The sequence below is a fragment of the Leisingera sp. S2M4 genome, from assembly GCF_055398055.1.
Genome location: NZ_AP040864.1, coordinates 87,503 through 98,913 on the forward strand (window position 1 = coordinate 87,503; position 11,411 = coordinate 98,913).

An 11,411-nucleotide genomic window follows, 5' to 3' on the forward strand; every position below is an offset into this window, starting at 1 on the left:
TATGTTGAGTCTTCGCGGTTTTGCGGCAACGGCGGCAAAAAATCTTCGGTGTCAGGAGGATTTCAACAATTTTGCAGCTAATCCCTGCGTTGAAATGAACGCAGGCCTCCCCTAAGGTCGCCCGTAACGGGCCCCTTTCCAAGTTCTCCAGAGGAGTATGACAATGAAACATCTACTGACTGCCCTGACCCTGGCAGCCCTGACTTCGGCCACTGCCGTTTCCGCGCAAAGCACCACCGCAACCGCGACTACTACGACCACCACCACCACCACCACCGGCCTCGGTACGCTTGGCGGCCTGAGCGCAGGTGCGCTGGCCGGCGCGCTGGCCGGCCTCGTCGTGCTGGGCGTTGTGACCAACGACGACGACGAAGTTGGCACCACCACCACCACCACCACCGACTGATACGCGGCGGGCCGATTTTTCGGCGCTGCGAACAAGATTGCGGAAAGCGGGCCTGTAGAGGCCCGCTTTTCTGCATTTTGGGTGGGAGATTTCGAAGGACAGCTGGGGGTGGTCCGGGGGCCTTGCCGTGGGCAGGCGCAAGATGTTTTCCACCCCGATAATATGGCCTCGGACCCTTTGCCCATGTTTATCGAGCCGTGTGGCCGCTGTTGATCGGCTCGGACCACCCGGCGATAAAATCTGCACAGGTCATGCACCGCAGCCTTCCTGATCGTGCTGGTCAGGGCAGGGACTGGTGCCCTGCGGAAGCCCTGCCACATCGGCCTAGCGCCTGGGGGCGCCGGTTGCGGCAATTTCACCGCCGATCCGCGTGCCCGAGGGGCTCGGCGCTTCGGCGCCCAGGAACCGCAGCTCGTCCATGTGTCCCAGAAGCGTGATACCCTCCCAGGTGATGTCATAGCCGTCCTTGATCAGGAAGGCGCGGGTGCTGGCGATGGAGGTGTTTTCAAAGATGCTGTCGCTGATCCGGATGTCATGGGGCATCAGATGCGCATTGTGTTCGTCCAGCAGCCCGTCGCGGTTGAGCACGGTCACCACCACCCCGTTGGGGCTGTCGATGAATTCATTGCCGGAAAGGTGGATGTTGTGGTTCTGCTTGCTGGGGTCGAGGTCGGCAGGGGTCTTGTAGAGGCTCTTGATGTCGATGCCGCTGACACCGTTGCGGCGAAACAGCGAATTTCGCACCTGGCCATCCCTGAAACCGCCAGCCGTATCGATGCCGTCGCGGTGGTTGTCTTCAAAGACACTGCCCTCGACCAGAATCCGCTCCGGCCCGTCGCCCCCCGGGGTGGCGGTGGTCTTGATGCCATCCCCGAGCGAATTCCTGAAATGGCTGCCGCTCACCCGGGCGTCATCCCCGCCGACGATGCGGACCTGGTAGAAGCCGCCGTCAAAGGCGCTGTTGGCGAGGTTGAAGAAATCGCCGTTCTGCACGTCGATATGCATCGAGACATTGCCGGAGAACGCGCTGTTCTCGACGCTGACCCCGTCGCCATCCACCACCAGCACGCGCTTGGTGTGGTAATCCTTGCCCGACACCGGGTTGGCACCGCCATAGCCGGTGGAGGGTGCGTTCACCACGTCGAAGGTGACGTTGTCCACCGTCACGCCGTCGGACAGGATGAACAGCGCCGAGGTGTCGGTGGCGGAGCTGGTGCGCACGTCCAGACCCGCGCCCTTGCTGGCGGTCAGCGTGAAGTCCTTGGGCAGCCGCAGGTTCGACCCCGAGATCGTGTAGGTGTCCTCAAGGACGAGCGTGTCTCCTGCCTTGAACGTCCTGTTCGCCAGCAGGTCGGCAAAGGCGTTGGAGATATCCTGGCCCGGGGTCCAGCCGAGTTCCGAGGAATGAAAGGGGGGTGCCCGGGCGTCCTGCGCCGCGGTGTCACCGAGCCACAGGCTGCCCACCAGCACAAGACCCATGGCCCTGGAAATGGTGGGGGGCAAACAACGCGGCATTAACAACGGTCTCCTTTTCAGCGGCCTCCTGCAGTCCAGGGGATGACAGACCCCGGGTCGAGAGGGAGACCTGGCGGTCTGGGCGGGGCTGCCGCTTCGGCGCGGCTGTGTCCAACCGGTTAGAAAATAGCGCGGCCGGTTGATACGGCAAAAACCGGAGGGGGGCTGCCGCAGCCAGCGCCTGCGGTTCACGGCGGTCCAGGACGGGGCTGGAAAAGCCGGTGAACGGTGTCGGCCTTTACTTGTGCAGGTTTCGGATTACCGTTCCGAAAAGGGGGCAAATATTTCGCCCCTGCCGGGGGGTTAAGTGGTTCTGTCAAGGTCGAGATTGATCCGTATGCCGTGTGGCGAAAGGGTGGGAGAATTGGCCCCGGCCTTGCACGCGGTCCGCGATCCTGTTCCCGCCTTGCGGCTGGGCCGCGCGACCATTGTGGCGAGGCAACCGCTGAGAGACCTGCGCGCGGCGCCCATCACCCCAACCCCGGCCAGAGTACCCCTGTTGTCAGTAACTCCATCAAAGGAGATGTTTTATGAAAGTTGCCATTCTTGCCGGAGGCAAGGGGACCCGCCTGGCCGAAGAGACCTCGGTCAGGCCGAAACCGATGGTGGAGATCGGCGGCATGCCCATCCTCTGGCACATCATGATGATCTATTCCCATTACGGGTATAACGATTTCTCCGTCGCGCTTGGCTACAAGGGCGATTACATCAAACGCTATTTCGCCGAATACGGCACGCTGGCGGGCAGCATCACGGTCAACATGGGCCGTCCCGACCCGGTGGTCCGCCATGACCAGACCCATGCTCCCTGGTCGGTCGACCTGATCGAAACCGGTGACGAGACGCTGACCGGGGGCCGGGTCAAGCGCCTGCAACCCCATATCGGCAACGAGACCTTCATGCTGACCTGGGGCGATGGCGTGTCGAATGTGAACCTGGACAAGCTGCTGGCCTTTCACCGCTCCCACGGCAAGCTGGCGACCATCACCGCGGTGCGCCCGCCCGCCCGCTATGGCCACATGCGGTTTGACGGCGACCAGGTCACCGCCTTCGAGGAAAAGCCGCAGACTGCCGAGGGCTGGATCAACGGCGCCTTCTTCGTGCTGGAGCCGCAGGTGTTCGACTACATCGATGGCGACATGGTGATGTTCGAACATGCGCCGCTGGAGAACCTGGCCCGGGACGGCCAGCTGATGGCCTATCGCCACGAGGGCTTCTGGGCGGCGATGGACACGCTGCGCGACAAACACATTCTGCAAAAGCTGTGGAATTCCGGTGAGCGCCCCTGGGCGGTGTGGGAGAAGTGAACATGCGCGTATTGGTGACAGGCCACCGGGGCTATATCGGAACCGTGCTGACCCCGATGCTGGCGGCGGCCGGGCATGAGGTCACCGGGCTGGACAGCGATCTCTACGAACGCTGCACCTTTGCTCCCGGCGGTGCGGTGCCGCAGGTGCCGACGATCCTCAAGGATATCCGCGATGTCGAGACCGCGGATCTGCTGGGCTTCGATGCGGTGCTGCATCTGGCGGCGCTGTCGAACGACCCGCTGGGGGATTTCCGCCCGCAAACCACCTATGACATCAATTTCGAGGGCACCATGAAAGTTGCCCGCGCCGCCAAGGCGGCGGGGGTGCAGCGGTTCGTGTTTTCCTCTTCCTGTTCCAACTACGGCGCATCGGGGGAGGATTTCATCGACGAAACCGGCGCCTTCAACCCGGTCACCCCCTATGGCGAAAGCAAGGTGAAATCGGAGCTGGCGCTGGCGGAGCTGGCCGACGACGGCTTTTGTCCGACCTTCCTGCGGTCGGCCACGGCCTATGGCGTCAGCCCGCGCATCCGGTTCGACCTGGTGCTGAACAACCTGGTCGCCTGGGCGGTGACAACCGGCAATATCCACATGAAATCCGATGGCACGCCCTGGCGGCCGATCACCCATATCGAGGACATCAGCCGCGCCTTCCTGGCAACGCTGGAAGCGCCGCTCGAGGTGATCCGCAACGAGGCGTTCAATGTCGGGGTGACCGAGCACAACTACCAGATCCGCGAGCTGGCCGAGATCGTGGCGGAGGTGGTGCCGGGGTGCCAGGTCACCTTTGCCGAGGGGGCCGGGCCGGACAAGCGCTCCTACCGGGTGAACTGTGACAAGATCCGCCGGGTGATGCCGCAGTTCCGGCCGCAGTGGGATGCCCGCCGCGGCGCGCAGTCGCTGTATGAGGCCTACCAGGCGCAGCAGCTGACGCTCGAGGCGTTTGAAGGGCCGCGCTACCAGCGCATCGGCCATATCAAAAAGCTGATCGCCGACGACATCCTCGATGTCACGCTGAAGCACACCGCGGCAGGCCACGCCGCCCGCCGCCAGCAGGTGCCGGAGGCGGAGCAGTCGGACTTTTCCTCCGACAGTGCCCGGGTCCATTGCATCTCCTGCGGGCATCAGGGGTTGAAGCCGATCCTCGACCTGGGGCGGATGCCGCGTTCGGACGGGCTGCTGGAGACGGTTGGCCCCTCCCAGCAGGAGACGCTGGTGCCGCTGCGGCTGGGCTATTGTCCGGGCTGTACCCTGGTGCAGCTGCTGGAAACCCGCCCGGCCGAAGAGATGTTCGGCGATGACTACGTCTATTTCTCCTCCTATTCCGAGGACCTGCTGAAGCATTCCCGGGAGAACGCGCAGGAGCTGATCCGGACCCAGGGCCTGGGGCCGGACAGCCTGGTGGTCGAGATCGCCTCGAACGACGGCTACATGCTGCAGAACTTCCAGGCGCAGGGGATCCAGGTCCTCGGGGTCGACCCGGCGCGCCAGCCCGCCCAGGCGGCGCGCGAGAAGGGGATCGAGACGCTGGTCGATTTTTTCGGCACCCGTGTGGCGGCGGGTTTGCGCGCCGAAGGGCGGCGGGCGGATCTGATCATCGCCAACAACGTGGTCGCCCATGTCGCCGACCAGAACGACTTGGTGGCCGGCATGGCGGAGCTTCTGGCGGACGATGGCATGGTCGTCGTCGAATTCCCCTATGTCCGCGACATGATCGATTTCATCGAGTTCGACACCATCTACCACGAGCATCTGTGCTATTTCTCGGTCGGCTCCGCCAAGATGCTGTTCGAACGGCACGGGTTGTATCTGAACGATGTCCGCCGCCTGCCCATCCACGGCGGCTCCCTGCGGCTCTATTTCAGCAAATGTCCGGCGGTGACCGATGCGGTGCAGGGCATTCTTGCCGAGGAACATGCGCTCGGGCTGGACCGCTATGACTATTACAGAACCTTTGGCGCCCGGGTGCGCGCCTTCCGCGACCAGGCGCGCAAGCTGCTGGGCACGCTGAAGGCGGATGGCAAGCGCATCGCCGCCTATGGCGCCGCCGCCAAGGGCACCATCATGCTCAACTTCCTGAACCTGAACGACCGCGCCATCGAATATGCGGTCGACAAGAACGTCCACAAGCAGGGCAAATACATGCCCGGCGTGCGGATCCGCATCGACGAGCCGGAGAAGCTGATGGAGGACAGGCCGGACTACGTGGTGATCCTGCCGTGGAATTTCCGCGATGAGATCATCCGCCAGCAGCAGGCGTTTCTGGAGGCGGGCGGCAAATTCCTCGTCCCGATCCCCGATCTGGAGATTGTCAGCGCGCCGCAGCAGGATAGCAGCCGATGAGCGGCACGCGCACCTGCCCCGCCTGCAGCGGCCGGGATCTCGCCGAGATCTACCGGCTGGAGGCCATCCCGGTGCAGAGCTGCATCCTGCTGGACAGCGCGCAAGAGGCGCGGCAGTTTCCGCGCCACCCGCTGGTGCTGATGTTCTGCGACGGCTGCGGCTTCATCTTCAATTCGGTGTTCGACCTGTCGCTGGTCGACTATGCCTCCACCACCGAAGAGAGCCAGCATTTCTCCGGCACCTTCAGCCGCTTTGCCCGCGACCTGGCGGCGGAGGTGGCCTCCCTTTACGATCTGAAGGGCAAGCGCACGCTGGAAATCGGCTGCGGCAAGGGGGAGTTCCTGCAAGAGCTGGTCCGCCAGACCGGCACCCTGGGGCTGGGGGTCGACCCCGGGTTCATCCCCGAGCGCCTGCCCGGGGCGCAGGGCCAGGAGATCCGGTTCCAGCGCGAATTCTTCGATCCCGCCACCATCGCCGAGCCGCCTGATTTCGTCGTTTGCCGCCACACCCTTGAGCATATTCCCGAGGTTGGCCGCTTCATGCAGCAGATCGGGCAGCTGCTGGACGGCCACGGCGCCGCCGGTCTCTTCTTTGAAACCCCCGACGTGCAGCGGGTGCTGCAGGAAGGCGCCTTCTGGGACATCTACTACGAGCATTGCTCCTATTTCACCCTGGGCAGCCATGCACGGCTGTTCCGGCGGGCGGGCTTTGACGTGACCGGTCTGTACCTGGCCTATGACCGCCAGTACATCATCCAGTATGCCGCCCCCGCGGCGGATCGCCCGGCGCTGCCGCAGGAGGATGACCTCGACACCCTGCGCTCCCTGGCGGCCCGCTTTCCGCAGAAGGTGGCCGAGAGCCGCCGCCATTGGACCGAATTCGTGCGCAGCCGTCATGCCGCCGGCAAGCGGCTCGCGATCTGGGGGGGCGGGTCGAAAGGCGTCTCCTTCCTGACCACCAACGGCCTGGGGGCGGAGGTGGCGCAGGTCATCGACATCAACCCGTTCAAACAGGGCAAATACCTGCCCGGCACCGGGCATCCCGTCAGCGCCCCCGACAGCCTGCGCGAGGCGCCCCCCGACACGGTGATCGTGATGAACCCGGTCTACCTGCCCGAGATCGGGGCGCAATTGTCGGCCATGGGGCTCACACCGGAGCTGGTTGCGCTATGAGGGCCGCGGCTCCCCTTTGCTGCCCGCTCTGCGGCGCGCAGAAGGCCCAGGCCATCTTCCGGCTGGACCAGGTTCCGGTGATCTGCAACCAGCTGTGGCCGGATCCGGAGGCGGCACGAACCGCGCCTGCCGGCACCGTGGATCTGCAGCTCTGTCGCGATTGCAGCTTCATCTGGAACAGCGCCTTTGAGCCGGACCGCATGGTCTATGCGCCGGGCTATGAGAACGCGCTGCATTTCTCGCCCCGCTTCCAGGCCTTTGCTGCAGAGCTGGCGGCCGGGCTGGTGGCGCGATACGGGCTGGCCGGCAAGCATGTGATCGAGATCGGCTGCGGCGACGGCCATATGCTGGACCTGCTGGCGCAAAACGGCGTCGCCTCGGCGACCGGTTTCGATCCCTCGATGGCGGGTGTCACCTCGCCCTTCACCGCGCGCGACACCGTCGAGATCGTCGGCGAATACTTCCGCTCCGATCAGCTGGACCGGCCCTGCGACGCCATTCTCTGCCGCCATGTGCTGGAGCATCTCGACGACCCCGTTGCCCTGCTGCGCGACATCCGCCGCGCCATCGGCGACCGGGAGGTTCCGGTCTATTTCGAGGTGCCCAATGCCGGATGGATGCTGGAGGCGGTGTCGATGTGGGACGTGATCTATGAACATGTGGGCTACTGGAGCGCGCCGGCCCTCACCGCCCTGTTCCGGCGGACCGGGTTTGAACCGCTGTCGGTGCGCACCGGCTACGGCGCGCAGTTCCTGATGATCGAAGCGGTGCCCGCCGCGCCACAAGAGGACTACCTGGATCCGGGCGCGGCGCGGATCTGCGCTGCGGCCCAGGCTTTTGCCGAGGCCGCCGGGGCCGAGGTGCAGCGGTGGCGGCGGCGCTTGCGGGACTGCCGCGGCAAGGTCGTGATCTGGGGGGCGGGGTCAAAAGGCATCACCTTCGCCAATGCCATGGGGGAGGCGGCGCCCGGGCTCTGCGCCTTTGTCGATCTGAACAGCCGCAAACATCAGCGCATCGCACCCGGTGTTGCCCTGCCGGTCATCGCGCCGGAGCAGCTGGCCAGCTTGCGCCCCGAGTTGGTGCTGATCTCCAATGCCCTCTACGAGGAGGAAATCATTGCCCAACTGGGCGCCGCGGGCCTGCACCCCGACTTCGCGGTCATCGCGGGGTAGGGGGATGCCGAGGTTTGCACAGATGGCAATATTCAACCTAAGGTATAAGAATGCGACCCTGGAGGGCCTCCATGAGGACTGAGAGGATAAAGGCACCGCCCTGATGTCGCGCCCCCCGTGGCGCCGTGGACCCGGATTGTTGACCGGGCGGCGCCACAGCGTTCTGAGTCCATGTCTTTGTCCTGAGGGAGGTCTGTTATGTTCAAGTCTATATTCAGTTTTTTCGCGGCGCTGCTGGTGGCGGCGGCCGCCCAGGCGCAAGGCGGTTACAAGATCAAACCGGGCGACACGCTGAGCATCGAAGTGCTGGAAGATGAAAACCTGAGCCGCAGCGCGCTGGTGTTGCCGGACGGGTCCATCAATTTCCCGCTGGCCGGTGGCGTGGCCGCGGCCGGGCGCACGGTCGAGCAGGTCCGGAATGAGCTGACCGATGCGCTGACGCCCAATTTCGCGGCCCAGCCGCGCGTCTTCGTTTCGGTCAATGCGCTGGCCGAGCCGGTGGCCCGGCGCAGCGTCGTCCGCCCCAGCCGCGCGGTCTACGTGATGGGAGAGATCTCTGCCCCCGGCAAGCTGGAGGCAACGCGCAACACGACCCTGTTGCAGGCCCTTGCCCAGGCGGGCGGCCTGACCCGTTTCGCCGCTGAGAAGCGTATTCAGCTGCGCCGGGGCAACAAGATCTACCTCTACAACTACCGCACCAATGGTGGCTCCGGCATCTCCGGTAGCACGGTTCTGGCGCCCGGTGATGTGATCGTGGTGCCCCAGCGGCGGCTGTTCGAATAGTCCGGCTGCGGATCGCGTTCCGCGACAGTACTGCCGGCCAAGGCTGGTGAGCAGGGCCGACGGCCCGGCCAACGGATAGGCCTGGCGGTTAGGACTGGGCGGTTAGGACTGGGCGGTCAGGACCGACGGGCTGGCTCGGTGGACAGGCCGAGCGGGCCGGGGGTCGGCTCCGCGACAGCGTGTAGCTGAGGCTGAGGCGCCCTTGGGTTCGGCGCCTACCTCGGCTGGCGCAGCCATAGCCAGAACCGCGTTCGCCGCAGGCGCAGGATCATCTGCCATTCCAACCGCGCCAGCGCGGGCAGCCGCGATCTGAGCAGCCTGCGCTGATGCAGCATCCAGCCCAGACGGCTGCGCGGCCCCTCGGGAAAGCCCGCGTCAGGAAACAGGTGCCGGATCATGCGGCATTGCAACTCCAGCCCCAGCTTGAAACGATAGGTGGAGAATTTTTCCTCGACCTGCTGCCAGTCGACGGGATCCGCGGGGTCCCCGCACAGCTCGATCAGGTCGACGAGATAACGCAGGTGAACAAAGCCGGAGAAGACGCCCCGGTCATGCAACATGTCATGCGACAGGTTGTTCATCAGGCGCAAATGCGCATTGGGGACCCGAACCGCCCCCGCGCCAAATGGCACAAGACGGCTTTGCTCCTGCATGTCCTGCGCGCTGATGGCCCCCAGGTAACGCTCCGGGATCCGGTGGTGGATATCCAGCGCGCCGACGACATCCGGCCGGAAATAGCTGCCCAGCGAATACTGGTTGCGGCTGTCGGGGAACTTCTCGTAGCCAAGCTGGCTCAGCAGGTGTTCGACCTCCGCGTCCTGTTCCGGGCTGGTCACGATGTCGAGGTCGAAGCACATCCGCGGCACATCGGCGGCCTCGGCGGCTTGAAAGAGATTGACCGCGCCCTTCATCAGCCCCGCCTCCAGCCCGGCCTCCGTCAGCGCGGAGAGCACCTCGTGCAACTGATCTTTCAGCATGGTGTTGCGGGTGATGTTGGCGGCGTCCACCGAAGCGAGGTAGTCCAGCGCTTCGGGGTCGATCCGGTTCGCCGCGCCGGATTGCACCAGCCGCCGGTACAGCAGCGGGGTGACCAGGTTTTCATTGGCGCAGCCGATGATCTGCTCCCAATCCGCGTCCCGGGGCACGCGCCCCTGCAGGCATTCCGACAGGGCTTCCAGCGCATTGGAGGGCAAAACGGACATCCGGTCAGGTGCTCCCGGCCCGCTGCCAGGCCTCCTGTGCCAGGCTGCAGGCCTGCTCCAGCCCGTCGAAGCGGACCCGGAAAAACCGGGCAGAGCCGATCAGCGCCAGCAGGGATTCAAAACCATCGCCTGACAGGCGCTCATCCGCGGACCAGCAGGAGGCCAGCATCCTCCGCAGGATCTCCTCGGGCGCGGTGACGGGCTCCAGCCCGCTCGGCTGTGCATCGCCGCGCTCCAGGAACAGCACGCAGCGGACGGGGCGCGCGGGAACGGCCCCGGCATCCAGGGCGAGGTAGCGCACCCGCTTGCCGTCCGGTCGCAGGTAGGCCGCCTGGTCTTCCAGCCCCGGCAGGCGCGAGGCCAGCAGGGGCAGCGAGCCGCATTTCAGCGTGGCCGGAAAGGGCAGGGCCATCACCTGGCCGCCGCGCCGCAGCGCCGCCAGGTCATCGCCTTCGAGGGTGAACCCCTCCTTGCCCAGGGCAATTGACAGGGTGGACTTGCCGCGCCCCGGGTCGCCGCAGAGCAGCATCGTCTGCCCCGCCGCGGACACGGTCGCGGTGTGCAGCACCGGGTCTTCCGACAGGTCCAGAACCAGGGTGGTCAGCAGGTATTTCAACGCCGCGCCGATTTCCTCCCAGCGGTGCCATTCCGGGTCTTCCCCGGCCCAGGCCAGCCCGGCCCGGGCGGGTTCCTCAAGGAGGATGAGATGGTGTTCTGCAGGGGTATCGGCCACCAGGAGATGTTCAAATGTCGTGCGCACCAGGCGGGTGGTCCTGTCGCCGGTGCAGCAGATGCTGATGACATGGCCGTCGATCGACAGGCACAGCCGCGCGGTCACCGGCACCGGCCCCGACCGCGGCGCCAGGTAACGCACAACGCCCGACTCGAGCAGCTCGGTCAGGGATTGCAGCCCATTGGCGCCATCGGCCGAAGCGGCCGTGATGAAATCGGAAACGCTGAGCCCGGCGCTGAGCCGGGGCCACATTGCCACGGTGGCGTCAGAGGCCTGAAACAGCTTCTGACCGCGTGGCAGGAACAGGACGTGGCGGTCTCCCAAACGTGCAAGACGCACATCCGGGGATGCCGAAACATGAGCAAGGTCCAAGAATTACCCTCTCCAAGCACCGAAGACAGCCATGTCCATGGACCCGGCGAAACGTTTCCGCCGGGCTCAGTCGCTGAACTTAGTGGAAGAGGCGGCGGCGACGTCCTCTGCGGCCTTTCTTCTTCCCTTTCCTCTTCTTCTTCGGCTTGCCGCCGGACTTGGCGACGGCCTCCGAGGAGAGGCTGGTCGAAAGCAGGAAGGTCACCGCAGGCGTTGTCACAGCTGCAAAGCGCCCCGCTTTCTGAAGGATTTCCCTGCGTTCAGGGGATTCTGGCTTATCTGTACGATCTGTCATTTTTACCCTACTTCACTGGTACTTTGGTTAATCTAACACACATAGATCGATCAGGCTGTAAATCAGCAGCAAAGGGCAAGAAAGTCTTGTCGTCTTCAGAAACTTCCCC

Annotated in this window: 9 protein-coding genes and 2 pseudogenes; 7 read left to right on the plus strand and 4 right to left on the minus strand. The window is 64.9% G+C overall.

Going from position 1 to position 11,411, the window contains the following annotated elements; all coding sequences use genetic code 11:
* Positions 1–163: 163 nt before the first annotated feature.
* The gene (locus tag ACZ52D_RS20370) at positions 164–406 is read left to right on the plus strand and encodes a hypothetical protein (RefSeq protein WP_464443781.1); all 243 of its coding nucleotides are present in this window, start codon (positions 164–166) and stop codon (positions 404–406) included.
* A gap of 324 nt (positions 407–730) precedes the next feature.
* Here the strand turns inward: ACZ52D_RS20370 and ACZ52D_RS20375 are convergent, their stop codons facing one another.
* Positions 731–1,921, minus strand: a complete 1,191-nt coding sequence (locus tag ACZ52D_RS20375; protein ID WP_464443782.1) for a right-handed parallel beta-helix repeat-containing protein — start codon at positions 1,919–1,921, stop codon at positions 731–733.
* Positions 1,922–2,451: 530 nt separating this feature from the next.
* Here ACZ52D_RS20375 and rfbF point away from each other — a divergent pair.
* The 6 genes and pseudogenes from rfbF (at position 2,452) to ACZ52D_RS20405 (ending at position 8,700) form a co-directional block, all read left to right on the plus strand.
* Positions 2,452–3,228: a glucose-1-phosphate cytidylyltransferase gene (gene rfbF / locus ACZ52D_RS20380; protein ID WP_417475743.1), complete on the plus strand. Its 777-nt coding sequence runs from the start codon at positions 2,452–2,454 to the stop codon at positions 3,226–3,228.
* 2 nt (positions 3,229–3,230) lie between these two features.
* Positions 3,231–4,253: pseudogene (locus tag ACZ52D_RS20385) on the plus strand (NAD-dependent epimerase/dehydratase family protein); the annotation flags it as partial.
* 96 nt (positions 4,254–4,349) lie between these two features.
* Positions 4,350–5,573, plus strand: a pseudogene (locus tag ACZ52D_RS20390) (methyltransferase domain-containing protein); the annotation flags it as partial.
* Positions 5,570–6,745, plus strand: coding sequence for a class I SAM-dependent methyltransferase (locus ACZ52D_RS20395; RefSeq protein ID WP_464443783.1), 1,176 nt, complete (start codon positions 5,570–5,572; stop codon positions 6,743–6,745). The pseudogene ACZ52D_RS20390 and the gene ACZ52D_RS20395, both read left to right, overlap by 4 nt.
* Positions 6,742–7,917 (plus strand): class I SAM-dependent methyltransferase, encoded by a 1,176-nt coding sequence (locus tag ACZ52D_RS20400; protein WP_464443784.1) that lies wholly within the window; start codon positions 6,742–6,744, stop codon positions 7,915–7,917. The genes ACZ52D_RS20395 and ACZ52D_RS20400 overlap by 4 nt, the downstream gene beginning before the upstream one ends.
* Before the next feature lie 198 nt (positions 7,918–8,115).
* Positions 8,116–8,700, plus strand: coding sequence for a polysaccharide biosynthesis/export family protein (locus tag ACZ52D_RS20405; protein ID WP_417475747.1), 585 nt, complete (start codon positions 8,116–8,118; stop codon positions 8,698–8,700).
* A 215-nt stretch (positions 8,701–8,915) separates the two neighbouring features.
* Here the strand turns inward: ACZ52D_RS20405 and ACZ52D_RS20410 are convergent, their stop codons facing one another.
* The 3 genes from ACZ52D_RS20410 to ACZ52D_RS20420 all read right to left on the minus strand — a co-directional run bounded on the left by ACZ52D_RS20410 (position 8,916) and on the right by ACZ52D_RS20420 (position 11,302).
* Positions 8,916–9,902 (minus strand): nucleotidyltransferase family protein, encoded by a 987-nt coding sequence (locus tag ACZ52D_RS20410; RefSeq protein ID WP_464443785.1) that lies wholly within the window; start codon positions 9,900–9,902, stop codon positions 8,916–8,918.
* A 4-nt stretch (positions 9,903–9,906) separates the two neighbouring features.
* Entirely contained in the window at positions 9,907–10,974 is a 1,068-nt protein-coding gene (locus tag ACZ52D_RS20415) for a hypothetical protein (protein WP_464443786.1), read from the minus strand.
* A gap of 112 nt (positions 10,975–11,086) precedes the next feature.
* A complete protein-coding gene (locus ACZ52D_RS20420; protein ID WP_417475750.1) occupies positions 11,087–11,302 on the minus strand; it encodes a hypothetical protein in 216 nt (71 codons plus the stop codon).
* Positions 11,303–11,411: the final 109 nt, after the last annotated feature.

Coding starts and splice junctions, on each gene's coding strand:
- ACZ52D_RS20370 (WP_464443781.1), top strand. CDS start 164: ATGAAACATCTACTGACTGCCCTGACCCTGGCAGCCCTGACTTCGGCC.
- ACZ52D_RS20375 (WP_464443782.1), bottom strand. CDS start 1,921: ATGCCGCGTTGTTTGCCCCCCACCATTTCCAGGGCCATGGGTCTTGTG.
- rfbF (WP_417475743.1), top strand. CDS start 2,452: ATGAAAGTTGCCATTCTTGCCGGAGGCAAGGGGACCCGCCTGGCCGAA.
- ACZ52D_RS20395 (WP_464443783.1), top strand. CDS start 5,570: ATGAGCGGCACGCGCACCTGCCCCGCCTGCAGCGGCCGGGATCTCGCC.
- ACZ52D_RS20400 (WP_464443784.1), top strand. CDS start 6,742: ATGAGGGCCGCGGCTCCCCTTTGCTGCCCGCTCTGCGGCGCGCAGAAG.
- ACZ52D_RS20405 (WP_417475747.1), top strand. CDS start 8,116: ATGTTCAAGTCTATATTCAGTTTTTTCGCGGCGCTGCTGGTGGCGGCG.
- ACZ52D_RS20410 (WP_464443785.1), bottom strand. CDS start 9,902: ATGTCCGTTTTGCCCTCCAATGCGCTGGAAGCCCTGTCGGAATGCCTG.
- ACZ52D_RS20420 (WP_417475750.1), bottom strand. CDS start 11,302: ATGACAGATCGTACAGATAAGCCAGAATCCCCTGAACGCAGGGAAATC.